This window comes from Burkholderia sp. Bp8984 (assembly GCF_003853755.1).
Lineage (GTDB): Bacteria > Pseudomonadota > Gammaproteobacteria > Burkholderiales > Burkholderiaceae > Burkholderia.
The window spans coordinates 72,534-87,101 of record NZ_QTQN01000033.1 but is presented as its reverse complement, the minus strand read 5'-3'; the positions used below and the strand labels follow the sequence as shown (position 1 = coordinate 87,101).

Annotated in this window: 12 protein-coding genes and 2 pseudogenes; 7 read left to right on the top strand and 7 right to left on the bottom strand. The window is 65.4% G+C overall.

The window, feature by feature from the left end:
• Positions 1 to 117, top strand: a pseudogene (locus tag DID98_RS27805) (ABC transporter); the annotation flags it as partial.
• Positions 118 to 288: 171 nt separating this feature from the next.
• Positions 289 to 404 (top strand): annotated as a pseudogene (locus tag DID98_RS36395) (carbohydrate kinase); the annotation flags it as partial.
• 50 nt (positions 405 to 454) lie between these two features.
• On the opposite strand, the gene DID98_RS27795 reads toward DID98_RS36395, so the two are convergent.
• The 3 genes from DID98_RS27795 to DID98_RS27785 form a co-directional block, all read right to left on the bottom strand.
• The gene (locus DID98_RS27795) at positions 455 to 2,173 is read right to left on the bottom strand and encodes a SulP family inorganic anion transporter (protein WP_124488927.1); all 1,719 of its coding nucleotides are present in this window, start codon (positions 2,171 to 2,173) and stop codon (positions 455 to 457) included.
• Between the two features lie 25 nt (positions 2,174 to 2,198).
• A complete protein-coding gene (locus tag DID98_RS27790) occupies positions 2,199 to 2,825 on the bottom strand; it encodes a ParB-like protein (RefSeq protein ID WP_124571754.1) in 627 nt (208 codons plus the stop codon).
• Positions 2,826 to 2,950: 125 nt separating this feature from the next.
• On the bottom strand, positions 2,951 to 3,493 hold the full coding sequence (locus DID98_RS27785; RefSeq protein WP_124571753.1) for a GNAT family N-acetyltransferase: 543 nt from the start codon (positions 3,491 to 3,493) through the stop codon (positions 2,951 to 2,953).
• A 279-nt stretch (positions 3,494 to 3,772) separates the two neighbouring features.
• Here DID98_RS27785 and DID98_RS27780 point away from each other — a divergent pair, with 279 nt between their 5' ends.
• From DID98_RS27780 to DID98_RS27765, 4 genes are all read left to right on the top strand, one after another.
• On the top strand, positions 3,773 to 4,993 hold the full coding sequence (locus DID98_RS27780) for an MFS transporter (protein ID WP_124571752.1): 1,221 nt from the start codon (positions 3,773 to 3,775) through the stop codon (positions 4,991 to 4,993).
• A gap of 216 nt (positions 4,994 to 5,209) precedes the next feature.
• Positions 5,210 to 6,028, top strand: a complete 819-nt coding sequence (locus DID98_RS27775; protein WP_044849270.1) for a TetR/AcrR family transcriptional regulator — start codon at positions 5,210 to 5,212, stop codon at positions 6,026 to 6,028.
• A 378-nt stretch (positions 6,029 to 6,406) separates the two neighbouring features.
• Entirely contained in the window at positions 6,407 to 8,161 is a 1,755-nt protein-coding gene (locus tag DID98_RS27770) for an AMP-binding protein (protein ID WP_124571751.1), read from the top strand.
• 29 nt (positions 8,162 to 8,190) lie between these two features.
• Positions 8,191 to 9,105: a DUF1571 domain-containing protein gene (locus DID98_RS27765; RefSeq protein WP_124571750.1), complete on the top strand. Its 915-nt coding sequence runs from the start codon at positions 8,191 to 8,193 to the stop codon at positions 9,103 to 9,105.
• A gap of 33 nt (positions 9,106 to 9,138) precedes the next feature.
• On the opposite strand, the gene DID98_RS27760 is transcribed toward DID98_RS27765, so the two are convergent.
• Positions 9,139 to 9,423, bottom strand: a complete 285-nt coding sequence (locus tag DID98_RS27760) for a PXPV repeat protein (RefSeq protein ID WP_044846004.1) — start codon at positions 9,421 to 9,423, stop codon at positions 9,139 to 9,141.
• A 295-nt stretch (positions 9,424 to 9,718) separates the two neighbouring features.
• Here DID98_RS27760 and hfq point away from each other — a divergent pair, with 295 nt between their 5' ends.
• Positions 9,719 to 10,285 (top strand): RNA chaperone Hfq, encoded by a 567-nt coding sequence (gene hfq, locus DID98_RS27755; RefSeq protein ID WP_044846005.1) that lies wholly within the window; start codon positions 9,719 to 9,721, stop codon positions 10,283 to 10,285.
• 83 nt (positions 10,286 to 10,368) lie between these two features.
• On the opposite strand, the gene DID98_RS27750 is transcribed toward hfq, so the two are convergent.
• The 3 genes from DID98_RS27750 to DID98_RS27740 are packed head-to-tail and all read right to left on the bottom strand — an operon-like array spanning position 10,369 to position 14,564.
• Entirely contained in the window at positions 10,369 to 11,076 is a 708-nt protein-coding gene (locus tag DID98_RS27750) for a DUF2968 domain-containing protein (RefSeq protein ID WP_124488921.1), read from the bottom strand.
• A 54-nt stretch (positions 11,077 to 11,130) separates the two neighbouring features.
• Positions 11,131 to 12,522, bottom strand: a complete 1,392-nt coding sequence (locus DID98_RS27745) for a sigma 54-interacting transcriptional regulator (RefSeq protein ID WP_044846007.1) — start codon at positions 12,520 to 12,522, stop codon at positions 11,131 to 11,133.
• A gap of 11 nt (positions 12,523 to 12,533) precedes the next feature.
• Complete coding sequence (locus DID98_RS27740) at positions 12,534 to 14,564, bottom strand: pilus assembly protein TadG-related protein (RefSeq protein WP_260428114.1); 2,031 nt, start codon at positions 14,562 to 14,564, stop codon at positions 12,534 to 12,536.
• Positions 14,565 to 14,568: the final 4 nt, after the last annotated feature.

Below are 14,568 nucleotides of genomic sequence, written 5' to 3'. Positions count from 1 at the left end.
GTCGGCTACGGCATCATGAACGGCCAGAAGCCGGCCAACCCGATGATCCTGATCGAGCCGACGCTCGTCACGCGCGACAACGTGAAGGCTTACAAAGGCTGGAGCAGCCCGCGCTGATCGCGCGACGCGACCCGCGATTCCTGGCGGTGCCGGTCGGTGTCGGGCGCGTCGCCGCGCGCGGACACCGGCCCTGCCCGTCCGTTCACCACAACCGCCGCGCGACACGCCGCGGCACATGGTCTCGACACAACGACGACGTTCCCCCGCCGGGCCGTATTCGGCGAAGCGCTGACCGACTTCATCCGTGATGACCCGCGGCATTGGCGCAGCGTCGCCGGCGGTTCATGCTGGAACGTGGCGCGCGGCTCGGCGTGCCGACCGCCTTCGCCGGCATGGTCAGCCGCGCTGATTCGGCGGCACGGGAAACACCAGGCAGAGCATGCTCGCCACCCGGTCACGCACCACGCTTCCCGCCGTTACCGCGCGCCTGCAGCAGTTGCAGGCTCTCGTCGACACTCAGTTCGGACATCGCATCGTCGCGCAGCGTATCGTCGGTCGCGCGGCGCAGCGCATGCAACGCGTGCTCCTTGAGCCGCACGATCGCGAACTGCAGCCCGCGTGCCGCGCATTCGGCGGCGAACGTGCGCAACGACTCGATCGTCGTGCCGTCGACGTCCGGCGTTTCCTCGAGACTCAGCATCACGGTATGCGTATCGGGCGCGGCCTTCATCAGCACGCGCACGCGATTGAGCATCCGATCGGCGTTCGCGAAAAACAGCTGCGCCTCGGGCCGCACGATCAGCACACCGGGGATCGGCTTCGCATCGGCGTGATTCGCGACGTCGACGAAATCGTGGCCGTCGCGCAGCCGGCCGAGTACGCTCACGTTCGGCTCCGACAACTTGCGCAGCGTCAGCAGCAGGTTCACGCCGATGGCCGCGAGCAGCCCGTGTAGCACGCCGAGCACGAGCACCGCGAGCAGCGCGGCGATCACGACGAGCCGGTCGCGATGCCAGACCCAATACGGCCGGAACACCGACGGATGCAGCGAGTGGCTGACCGCGAAGATCACGATCGCCGCGAGCACGGGCTCCGGCGTGCGCGCGAGTTGCGGCAGCAGCAGCCACACGATCAGCGCGACCACGCCGGCCGCCCACAAGCCCGCGAAACGCGACTGCGCGCCGGCCGCCTCGTTCGCGGACGTCGCCGAATAGCCCGCGCCGACCGGCATTCCGTGCAGCAGCCCCGACACGAGGTTCGCGCAGCCGATCGCGACCAGGTCGCGGTTCGCCGACACGCTGTCGCCGTGCTTCAGCGCGAAGTTGCGAATCGATCCGTACGACTCCGCATACAGGATCAGCATCAGCGCGAACGCGAGCTCGACCGTCTGCATCCATGCGTTCCGGTCGAGATGCGGCAGCCCGAATTCGAGATGCCGGAAATCGATGTGTCCGACGATCGCGATCCCGTAATGCTGCCAGTCGAACACATAGCCGGCCGCGATCGACAGCACGATCACGACGAGCGTCGCGGGCACGCGCGAGCGCCGCCCGAGCACGAACAGCAGCGCGAGCGCGGTCGCGCCGAGCGCGACGCTCGCGAGGTTTGCATGCGGTGCGCCGGTGACGAGGTCGAGTGCGACGCGCGGCGCATCGCTGTGCTGCACGGAGATCGCGAGAATCTTCGGCAGCTGCTTGATGACGATCGTCAGCGCCAGGCCGAACGTGAAACCGCGCAGGACCGGTCGCGCGACGAAATCCGACATGCCCCCGAGCCGCGCGACGCCAGCCAGGATGAACAGCACGCCGGTCATCGCGACGAGCGCGGCCGCGAGCGCGAGCTGCGCGGCAAGCGCCATCCCCGACTCGGCCAGCACGGTCGCGGCGAGCACGGCCGCCGACGACGACGTTGACGACACGATCGCAAAGCGACTGCTGCCCGTCAGCGCATAGACGACGAGCCCCGACAGCAGCGCGATCAGACCGGCCTGCGGCGGCAGGTTGGCGAGACCCGCGTATGCGACCGCCTCGGGAATCAGCAACCCGGCGATCGACAGGCCAGCCAGCGCATCGAGGCCGATGCGCTGCGTGGGCGGCGGCGGCGCCGCATCGAGTGCAGCAAAATGCTCGGGATGCTGCAAGCCGGCATCCGGACGGGTCGGGGCAGTCGTCATGAGGCGGTAGGCGCCGGGGTGCGGGTCAGGGTTTGACGGCAATGACACCCGACCAGCCGGGCAGATAGCGCGCGTCCTGCTCGTGTGCGCGGCGCAGCGAGATGTCGAGCGCCTTCGCGAAGTTCTTGCGGATCTGGTCGAGCGTCACGTGCTGGCGCAGGTAGTCGGCCCACAGGAATTCGCTGAACGGCGTCGCATCCTTCGCGTAGCCGCCGGCCGTGCGCAGCTCGCCAGCGAGGCTTCGATACGGATCGTCCTCGAGCCCCGTCAGCGCCTTCGGCAGTTGTGCGTAGTCGCGACGCGAGCCGTCCACGCCGAACGGATGCACCCACTGGTTGTGTTCCATCATCCGCCAGAAGATCGTGTCGTCGAGCCAGGACAGATCCTTCAGCAGCATCGCGTTCACGCGCGCCTCCCCTTCCTCGATCAGCGCCAGGCCGAGATGGTGGTGGTCGGTGATGTAGTGCAGCCCGCCCGGGCCGAGGACGGCCGGAAACCAGTGCGAGTCGATCGCGGCCTTGCGGGCACGCTTGTCGAGCGCCTTCCAGTGCTTGCGCTTCGCTTTCACTTCGCGATAGCCGACCGTCATTTGCGTCGGACGCAGTGCGTCGAGCCGGACGGGAATGAGATGAACGTCGTTGCCGAGTGCCATGGTCGTACCCCATGTTGCGAATTTCCGGCAACGATACTCCTGATCGTGCGAGCCGTTAATACGTCGCGACCTCGATGCGCGTGCGCTTGACCATCCCTGACATCCGGTCGCGCCCGCACGCGACGCTATGTACGCAGGTCGTCGCGCTCGAGACGATGGCGAACGTAAGGAATGCCGTCGTGAACGACGCTCACGCGCCGCATCCCGAGCTTGCGCGCGACGTTCAGCGAACCCGAATTCGCCTCCGCGATATCGGCGATCACGCGCGGCAGCCGTACGGTGTCGAACGCGTGACGCACGACGGCCGCGGCGGCCTCGCACGCGATGCCGCACCCCCACGCCGCGCGCACGAGCCGCCAGCCGATCTCGACGTCGCGCGCGCCGCCCGCATAATCGGGAATCAGCAAGATCCAGCCGATGAACGCGTCGGGCGCGGCCTTCTCGAAGATCGACCAGTAACCGAGGCCCGGCGGATAGGCGCGCGTGATCCGGTGCGTGACGAAGCGGCGATGCTCGTCGGGGTCGTGCCACGGCCCCGCGATGTAGCGCGTGACCTCCGGATCGCGATCCATCGCGATGCTCGCGTCGAGGTCGGCCAGCACGCGCGGGCGCAGCCACAGTCGCGCGGTCTCCAGGGCGGGCAGCGCGGCAACGGACGGTTCGGTCATCGGGGCTCCTGATTCGGTGGCGATGCGCATCGCGTGCATTACGTGTCTGATACAAAAAACCTTCCGGAATGATACAGACGACTGTCGCTCGTCACGCACACGCTCATTTCCGTTTTCTCAACAGTTCATTTCGTAGGGATTATTCCCGATGCGCGGTTATCGCGCCCCGCATCGCACGGCGCCGCGGCCTACACTCGATCCATGCCCCCGCGCCGCGCGCCAGCCGGGCCGGCATCCGCCGGCAGAGTGTGCGCACAAGCCAACGAGGAGACCTCGGACATGAGCTGGACCCGCGAACAACGCAACGTCACGATCGCCGCCTACCTGGGCTGGACACTCGACGCGTTCGATTTTTTCCTGATGGTCTTCGTGCTGAAGGACATCGCCGCCGAATTCGCGTCGACGATCCCCGCCGTCGCGTTTGCGCTTACGCTCACGCTCGCGATGCGCCCGATCGGCGCGCTGATCTTCGGGCGGCTCGCCGATCGTTTCGGCCGCCGCCCGACGCTGATGGTCAACATCGCATGCTATTCGCTGCTCGAGCTCGCGTCGGGCTTCGCGCCGAGCCTCACCGCTCTGCTCGTGCTGCGCGCGCTGTTCGGCATCGCGATGGGCGGCGAATGGGGCGTCGGCTCCGCGCTGACGATGGAAACCGTGCCGACCCATGCGCGCGGCTTCGTGTCGGGCCTGCTGCAGGCCGGCTATCCGAGCGGCTACCTGCTCGCGTCCGTCGTGTTCGGCCTGCTCTACCAGACCATCGGTTGGCGCGGGATGTTCATGGTCGGCGTGCTGCCTGCGCTGCTCGTGCTGTACGTGCGCACGCACGTGCCCGAATCGCCGGCCTGGAAGCAGATGGAAAAGCGCCCGCGCCCGAGCCTCGGCGCCACGCTGCAGCAGAACTGGAAGCTCACGATCTACGCGATCGTGCTGATGACCGCGTTCAACTTCTTCTCGCACGGCACGCAGGATCTCTACCCGACCTTCCTGCGCGAACAGCATCACTTCGATCCGCACACCGTGTCGTGGATCACGATCGTGCTGAACATCGGTGCGATCGTCGGCGGCCTGTCGTTCGGCGCGATCTCGGAGCGGATCGGCCGCCGCCGCGCGATCTTCATCGCCGCGCTGATCGCGCTGCCGGTGCTGCCGCTGTGGGCGTTCTCGAGCGGCCAGCTCGCGCTCGCCGCCGGCGCGTTCCTGATGCAGGTCTCGGTACAGGGTGCGTGGGGCGTGATCCCCGTCCACCTGAACGAGATCTCGCCCGACGAGATCCGCGCGACCTTCCCCGGCGTCGTCTACCAGCTCGGCAACCTGCTCGCGTCGGGCAACGCGACGATGCAGGCATCGCTCGCGGTCTCCCAGGGCAACAACTACAGTTTCGCGCTGGCACTCGTGGCCGGCATCGTCGCCGTCGTGATCGCCGTGCTGATCCTGTTCAGCCGCGAACGGCGCGGCATCGACATGACGCAATCGGTCAATACGCGTACCACCGCCGGATGAAGCCGCGCATTGCCGCGACGCACCATCGCGCGTGCCCCGTCCCGCCGGGGCCGCGCGACAGACTTTCCGCATCCGCACATCGAACTAGAGGAATTTGTCCAGATTCCGCGCTTGCCCGCGCCGCACGCGTTTTTTTATCTTAATAAAAACGGCTGTTTGAATCAGATAATCAAATCACCTGTTCGCGGCCGGGCAACCGGCATTGGGAGGCGGGACATGGCAGTCAGTCAGGAGGGGCGAGCGTCCGCGGGACGGCCGTCCGGGACGCGGTCATCCGGCAATCGGCAGACCGGCGGGACGAAGGCGCGCATTCTCGATGCGGCCGAGGACCTGTTCATCGAACATGGCTTCGAAGCGATGTCGATGCGGCAGATCACGTCGCGCGCGACGGTGAACCTCGCCGCGGTCAACTACCACTTCGGCAGCAAAGAAGCGCTGATCCACGCGATGCTGTCGCGCCGGCTCGACCAGCTCAACCTGGAACGCCTCGGCATCCTCGACCGCTTCGATGCGCAGCTCGGTGCGCACATCACCTGCGAGCACGTACTCGGCGCGATGTTCATTCCCGCGCTGAAGGCATCGCGCGACCCCGAGCGCGGCGGCCCCGCGTTCCTGCGGCTGATCGGCCGCGCGTACACCGATCCGTCGCCGTTCGTGCGCAACTTCCTGACCGCGCACTACGCGAGTGTCGCCGGCCGCTTCTTCGATGCGTTCCAGCGCGCGCTGCCGCATCTGCCGCGCACCGAGCTCGGCTGGCGGCTGCACTTCGCGATCGGCGCGCTGTCCGGCGCGCTGGCCGGTGCCGAAACCGAAAGCCTGATCGACGAATTCTCGCAAGGCCGCACGATGAACGACGTGCAGATGATCGCGCGGTTGTCCTCGCTGATCGTCGCCGCGCTGAAGGCGCCGATGCCCGACAGCGCGCAGTTGTCGATCTTCGCGGCCGTGCTCGACGATGCGGGTGCGAGCGAAGCGTTCGGGCTGTCGTCGAGCACGGCTGCTGCCGATACGGCGACGGCGCCTTCGGCGAGCTGATCGCACCAGGCCGCGCAGGTGGCGTTTCACGATTTGGGCGGCCCGGGCCGGCGTTGATGCGCCGGCCCGGGCCGAACGAATGTCATGCGGCGGGAGCCAAGGCAGGCTTGCTTTCGTCGACGAAAAGCATGGGGTACGAGTAAGCGCTGGAGTGCTGACTCTCACTGACCGCGAAGCATGGGGCCGGAGTAAGCGCTGAAGTGCTAACTCTCACCGACCGCAAAGCACGGGTGAGCGTAAGCGCTGAAGCGCCAACTCTCACCGACCGCAAAGCACGGGGTGAGAGTAAGAGCTGAAACGCCAACTCTCACCGACCGCGAAGCATGGGGTACGAGTAAGCGCTAAAGCGCTAACTCGTACCGACACCGGAGACACATCATGGCCTCATCCGCAGCAACCGCAGCGGCCCAGCTCCCGCCGAACAGCGACGGCATCTGGTACGCGTCGTATCCGCCCGGCGTGCCGCACGAGATCGACGTCACGCAATACGCATCGCTTGTGCAGTTCTTCGACGAATGCACGACGCGCTTCGCCGAGCGGGTCGCCTACGTGAGCGCCGGCGCATCGATGACCTACCGCAAGCTCGCGCAGAAAGTCGACGCGTTCGCGTCGTATCTGCAAAGCACCGGCGTAAAACCGGGCGACCGCGTCGCGATCATGCTGCCGAACACGTTCCAGTACCCGGTCGCACTGTTCGGCACGCTGAAGGCCGGCGCGATCGTCGTCAACGTCAATCCGCTCTACACCGCGCGCGAACTCGCGCACCAGTTGAAGGACAGCGGCGCGCAGACGATCGTCGTGTTCGAGAACTTCGCGCGCACGCTGCAGGACGCGCTGCCGGAAACGCAGGTGAAGAACATCATCGTCACCGCGCTCGGCGACCTGCTCGCCGACGGTTTCAATGCGAAGGGACGCCTGATCAATTTCGTGCTGAAGCACGTGAAGAAGCTCGTGCCGGCCTACAACCTCCCGCAGGCGATCCGGCTGCGCTCCGCCCTCGCACTCGGCGCACGCGGCAAACCGCAGCCGGTGCAGACGACCCGCGACGATCTCGCGTTCCTGCAGTACACCGGCGGCACGACCGGCGTCGCGAAAGGCGCGATGCTCACGCACGGCAACCTGATCGCGAACCTGCTGCAAGCGAAGGCGTGGATCGCCGACCAGGTGTCGGGCGACGTCGAGACCGTGCTCACGCCGCTGCCGCTCTATCACATCTATTCGCTGACGGTGAACGCGTTCATCTTCATGGGGCTCGGCGGGCGCAACATCCTGATCGCGAACCCGCGCGACATGAACATGGTGATGAAGATCATCCGCAACGAAACGTTTACCGGGATCACCGGGATCAACACGCTGTACAACGCGTTCCTCGACAACGACGAATTCCGCAAGCGCGACTTCTCGAAGCTCAAGCTCGCGATGGCGGGCGGCATGGCGATGCAGCGCGCGGTCGCGGAACGCTTTCAGCAAGTCACGGGCCGGCCGATCGTCGAGGGCTACGGGCTCACCGAATGCTCGCCGATCGTCACTATGAATCCGGTGAACCTGAGCGACATGGCCGGGTTCAGCGGCTCGATCGGCCTGCCCGCCCCGTCGACACTCGTGCGCTTTCGCCGCGAAGACGGCACCTGGGCCGCCGTCGGCGAGCCGGGCGAGCTGTGCGTGCACGGCCCGCAGGTGATGCGCGGCTACTGGCAGCGGCCCGACGAGACCTCGAAGGTGATCGACGCCGACGGCTGGCTCGGCACCGGCGACATCGGCGTGATGGACGAGCGCGGCTTCATCCGCCTCATCGATCGCAAGAAGGACATGATCCTCGTGTCGGGTTTCAACGTGTATCCGAACGAGATCGAGGAAGTGCTGGTCATGCATCCGGGCATCAGCGAAGCCGCTGCGATCGGCATCCCGGACGAAGTACAGGGCGAACGGATCAAGGTCTTCGTCGTGCGCCGCGACCCGACGCTGACGGTCGACGACGTGCTCGCGCACTGCCGCAAGAACCTGACCGGCTACAAGATGCCGAAATTCGTCGAGTTCCGCGATGCGCTGCCGCAGACCAACGTCGGCAAGATCCTGCGCCGCGCGCTGCGTGACGAGGAACTCGCCAGGATCAAGGCCGCAAAGCAAGGCTGAACGATCCAATGCGCCCGGAGACGCTGTCGATGAACGAAGGAACGAAGCGCCGCGCGCGGTACGCCGCCGCGGCACTCGCGTGCGTGCTGTCGCTCGCGCAAGCCGGCCTGCACGCCGAGGAAACCGCCGATGCCGCGAGCGCGGTACAGGAGGTCGCACTGCCGGCGGAGCTGGCGAAGGTCACGCGCGAGCCGGTCGCGCAGCAGGCGCGCTGGCTGCGCACGGCCGCCCAGCGCGGCACGCTCGCGCAACTCGACGACGCGACGCTCACGGCGCTGTTCAAGGCCCTCGATCCGCTCGCCGTGCCGCTCTATATCCGCAATGGTCCCAACGGCTATCCGTCGTACCAGTTCACGATGGTGCGCCAGGAACGCATCAGCGGGAAATGGTCCGACACGCCCGACCGCATGCTCGTGAAGACGACCCGCGAACCGTTGCGCGTTTATGCGAAATGGCTGCCGGGCGGCGCGCATGCGGGACAGGAGACGATCTACGACACGACGCGGCGCAAGGACGAGATGTACGGCCATCTCGGCGGCCTGCTCGGCAAGATTCCGTTGTGGACGGCGCTCGACGGCGCACTCGCGCGTGCGCAGTCGAATCACCAGGTGAAGGATCTCGGCACCGAGTTCATCACGAACCTGTACCTGACCGAAGGAAGGAAATACCAGGAAGCCGGCGTGCAGCGGCCGACCCAGGTGGAGGCGAAGACGATCGGCGGTGTGCGCGTCGTCGCGCTCACCTACGAGACGCCGACCGGCCGGCCGCAGTTCTACGCGAAAAAGGAAATCCTCGGGCTCGACCTTCACGCGCCCTACTTCAGGACCATCGAATCCTATGACAACGACGGCAGGATCTTCGAACGGATCGTCATCGAGAAAATCGCGCCGGCGACGCTCGACGAATCCGCGTTCGACCCGAAGAACCCGGACTATGCGTTCTGATCGTCACCGGCGCTGGCGCCACGCAGGTCGCGCTCAATCATCATCGTCGTCGTGGTGATGCTTGTGCCAATGCTTGTAATAGTGCTTGCGCCATTTCCGGTAGCCGTCGTCGTCCTCGTCGCCGTAGTAGCCGTATCCGTAACCCGGATAAGCGACTACCGCAGGCTGGGGCGCCACATAGACCGGTGCCGGCTCGACATAGACCGGTGCGACCGGCACGCCGATGCCCACCGACAGGTCGACGCGCCCCGCCATTGCACTGCCGGAAGCGAGCAACGCCACACTCCCGATCCACACCGCCAATCCCCTCTTGTTCATGTTCCCCTTCCCGGATCCGCCGGCCTGCCCGGCATGCGCGTGGAATGTAATCCCGCCGCGCGCCCCCAGGTGCTACGCCATTGCGAGATTCGTAACGCGACGTAACGAAACGGCACTAGCCATTCGACCGAATCGCGAAAATGCACGGGAACGTCTATAGTGGGTTACGGTTCGACACAATCACGACTGCGCGCTGGTGGAACGAACAGGGTAAAATCCCGCCAAACACTTGGTGGGCAACCACGCCACACACACGCACAACATATTCTCTGACGCAGGCTCCTGCCGCACCTCAATGGCCAATCCCGCAGAATCCCATCCGCAAAACGACTTCATCAATTCGGCGCGCAAGGAACGTAAGCGCGTTGAAATCTATCTCGTCAACGGCATTCGTCTGACGGGATGTATCGAGTCGTTCGACCAGTATCTGGTGATGCTGCGCACCCCCGTGGGTCTGCAAGGCATCTACAAGCGTGCGATTTCCACGATCCAGCTCGACACGGGCGGCTCGCGCCCGGGCGGCGGCGGTCCCCGCGGCCCGCGGCCCGGCGGTCGGCCGGGCGGCCGCGAAGGCGGCGGCCACAGCCCGTACGGCTCGCATGGCGGCTCCCGCGAATCGCGTGGCGACGGCGGCGGCTACGGCTCGCGCGAGCCGCGTGAAGGTTACGGTTCCCGTGAACCGCGCGAGGGTTATGGCGCGCCGCGCGAGCCCCGCGAAGGCTATGGCGCCCCGCGCGAAAGCTACGGCGCACCGCGCGATGCCGGCGACGCATCGGGCAACACGTCGCCGTCCGACGCACGCGGCGGCAACGGGCCGGTGATCGTCACGCGCCGCCGGCGAATCGTGCCGGACGGCCAGTAAAACGAAAGGGCAAGCCAGGCGGCTTGCCCTTTTTTCTGGCGGATCGGCGCGGCATGTCGCCGCACCGGCCGTGCCGTGATCGCTCAGTGTGCCGTCGTCGGCAAACCTGCGTCGGCCTCCCGCTGCAGCGAACGCACCTGCTGCTGCAACGCGCGCAGTTGCGACTGAAGCGCCGCCTGTTGCGCCTGCAGCGCCGCCGTTTCGTTGCGGACGCTCTTCTGGCGATCCGCGACCGCCGCCTGCTGCTCGCGGGCGATCGAGATATCGGCCTGCAGACGCCGCGCCCGCTCCTGCGCGACTTCGATCTGCCGGTCCGTCTGCACCTTCTGCGACTCCAGCTTCGCCGCACGCAGCTCGTTGACGGACAGCCGTTCCGCCTGACGCGAGAAATCGCGATAGATCGCTTCCGCGCGCGCTTCGTCGTAAGTCTTGATCACGCGCCAGAACGCCTTCTGCTGGAACAGCGCGACGAAATAGGAACCGTCCTTCACGCTGAACAACTGGCTCGCGCCGTAGCTGCCGTTATAGCTGGTGCGCATTTCCGTCAGCGAATGCGCCTGGATCTGGCGCTGCAGTTCGTCAACCGTGCTCTGCCCCGTCGTCTCGCCTGCCTGCGGCTGTATCGAGGTTTGAACCTGTTGATCGATCACCGGAATCGCCGCCACCGGTGCCGACGCCTGCTGTACCGCCGGCGATGCATTGCCCGCCAATCCCTGCGCGAACGCGCCCTGCATGCCTCCCATCATCGCGAGCAACACCCACGCCCGCCCCAACCCCGTCATATGGCTCATGAATTTTGATTCCTGCCCGTGTCGTTGTAATTCAGCGCGATTTTATCGCATTAATTATTCGCTTTCGCGGGTCTCGGGCTCTTCGTCGAAGATCTGATATTTGCGCATCTTTTCCCACAGCACCTTCCGGCTGATGCCGAGCTGCTGCGCCGTATCCTGGCGTCGCCAGCCGTTTGCGTCGAGGGCCGCGATCACGCGGCTGCGCTCGTTCATGTCCCACTTGCTGCGGTCGACGAAGACCTCCGCCACGCTCTCCGCCGGCACCGGCTGCGCCGCATTGCGCGCATGCGCGACCAGCCGCTGGAGTCGCGCGGCGTCCCAGCCGCCCGTTTGCCGCACCGTCACGCCGACGCGCTCCGCAAGGTTGCGCAGTTCGCGCACATTGCCGGGGAAATAGCTGTCCGCGACCGCATCCGCGAGCCAGTAAGGCAGGTCGGACAGTTGCGCGAGCCGTTCGTCGCCCACCACCTCCGCGACGAACGACTTGAACAGCGCGATCTTGTCGACCGCGCCCCGCTCTTCCAGCGACGGAATGCTCAGTTCGATCACCGCGAGCCGGTAATAAAGATCCGCGCGGAACAGGCCTTCCTTCACGAGCTGCGGCAGCTTCTTGTTGCTGGCCGCGACGAGACGGAAATCGACCTTGATCGGCGTCGTCGCGCCGACCCGCAGCACGGCGCCGTCCTCGAGCACGCGCAACAGCTTGACCTGCTGATACAACGGCAGATCGCCGACTTCGTCGAGGAACAGCGTGCCGCCCGCCGCCTGCTCGAAATAGCCTTTATGCGCAACAACCGCGCCGGTAAACGAGCCTTTTGCGTGCCCGAAGAACAGCGATTCGAACAGGCCGTCCGGAATCGCACCGCAGTTGACCGGCACGAATTCGCCGTCGCGGTAGCGCGAATGCTTTTCGTGGAGTAATTGCGCGATGCGTTCCTTGCCGACGCCGGTTTCGCCGTGCAACAGCACGTTGGTGTCGCAGTCGGCGAACATATCGACCTCGTGCAGCAGCGCCTGCATCGACTCCGAGTGCGCGACGAGTTCGGACGGCCGCAGCGTATCGGCCGCATGCGCGCGCAGCTGCGTGACGAGCTTGCCGATCATCCCGCGCAGCTCGGCGCACGTGAAGTCGAGCGGCAGGATGTGCGAATAGTCGGGCGGATACTGCGACGCGTCGTGGTCGCGCGCCGCGCCGACCCAGACGACCGGCATGCCGATGTTGGCCTGCCAGTCGCGCAGGAACGCCGCACCGGTCTCGATCATCGTCACGCTGATGATCGCGAGCGATGGCCGCAAGGCGGCGCGCTCCGGCGAGATTTCCGCATTGTCGGCGCGGATCACTTCGACGTCGAAGCTCGCCATGCAGCGGGCAACGCGGTCGACAATGTCCGCCTTGCCTTCCCAGACGTACAGGTCGAGTTCTGCGATTGCGGAGGGGGTTCTCATCGTTGATGCTTTCAATGAACGATTTGCGGGGCGTTGCAAGTCAGACTGTGTTGTATCACGGTCAGCTGGCCGATCTGCAATCCTAATGCCGTCAGCAATGGTGTCACCAGCGTATTGAGCAACGGATTGACTAGGCCGAGCAGCAACGGAATGAGCTGCCCCGTCAGCGGCTGAAGAATCACGGTCAGGATCGATAGATCCAGCCCCAAGACATTCAGTTGAAGCGACGGTAGATTCAACAGATTGGTCAGTTGTACGTTGAGTGTGTTGGTCGCCGTCGACGACGTGGTCCAGTTGGGCCCGGGAGACCACGCGGACGACGTACAAGCGCCGTTGCTCGGCTTGGTATTGCAGAACGAGTATTGCGAACTGTTCTGATAGACGATCCCCGTCCCGCTCAATGACAGGCTGGCGTTCAGCGCGCCAGGGGTCGAGGGCAATGGCGGCCCGCTGTAGATGGGCGTGCTGGCGCTACTCCCAACGTACGCGACGGGATTCGATACCGACAGGACGACTTGCAGAAGCGAAAAATTGCCGAGTAGTCCCCCGCCCGACAACTTGGCAACGGGAATCGTGCCGGAGGTGGACGCACAGCTCGGTGAATTGAGGTTCAGCTTGCCGCCAGTTGTTTGTCCGGCGCAAATCATCGCTACACCCGGCAACGCACCGAACGTCGCGGTGCTCGATGCAGGGGTCGATTGGCAACTCGTATTGGCCAGCCAAGCGCGCCCTGGGCCGCCCAGGATGATATAGAGCGGCAAGTGCGGTCCCGTCAGCTGAAGCGTCAATACGCCGGGAATTCCCAGTGGAGGCGGATCCGACAGCGCCTGCACATCGACGTAGAGTCCGATCTCCGCTTGCGACGCCTGCGTGCGCCAGATGCCGTTCACTTGTCCGGCCTCGCCGATCCCGATCGACGGCGGTGCCAGCACCTGCAATTGCAGGCTGTTGACTCGAACCAGCGACGACACCGCTGAAATGAGCGGGCAAAACGGACTGCCGGGGCAGTTGCCTTGGCCGACCGACACCGTCAGCGCGCTGTTGTATGCCCCGACCTCCGCCGTCGTCAGCAACAGTTGAAGCACATTGATGCTTGCGTTCGCGGCCGCTTCCGCATTGCTGCCCGAGTATTGAAGGAGACTTCCCAAAGAGATCTTGTTGGCATTGACGTTGGCGCCAACACCGTTCGTCAGCGCGGTGAGTACCGTGCCCACCGTGGTATTGCTGCCGACCGCGGTGGCGGTGAGGTTCAGGATATCCGCTACGGTCAGATCGAGACCGAGCAACTTCCCGACGCTGGCTGTATTCGACATTCCGGCCGTGCCGAGCTGCACCGCCGCATTCGCCAACTGCCCAAGCGTGACGTTTGCTCCGGCCAACGCCTGGTAACTCGCCAAGCCAACATTGACGTTGGTCGTGGAACCCAGCAATCCGGTGAGTAGCGGATCGAGTATCGCGGACGACGAAGTATTCAGGTTGGCAAGCGTCGAACCGACGCTAAACGTGTCGATCGCCGCCGCACGCGCGGTAGCCGTCGCGGACACCACCGCTTGCCGCCCGCTCAACTGATACAACAACCCCAGGAAGAAGTAATTCACCTGCCGGTAGGCCGTAACCTGTGCCGCATTCGCCACGGACGACGCTGGCGTCACGTAAGCGGTCGACGGATCCCATCTTCCGCAGCTGACGGCAATCTGATCGTTTCCCGCGGTAGGATTTGCCGTCGCCGTGGTGCTGATCAACACAAATGCATAACCGTTGTCGTTGATGGTCGCACTCGTCGTCACATTGTGTTTCGCATCGGTCAGGCAACCGTTCGGATCGCTCGTCATCGGCTGCACTGCCGCCAACGCGGCGAGGTCCGCGATCCGCTGCAGATCCCGTTTCTGCAAATACAAATTCGCGATGTCGATCCCCCCGAGCACGACGACCGCGACCATGACCCAGATCGCCGCCATGACGACGATGGAACCGCGTTGACGTCGCTTCCCCGGCCAGCGAGCCCCCCGCCGCCGAGGTCCATATGCTTGATCTGCCCGCATCGCC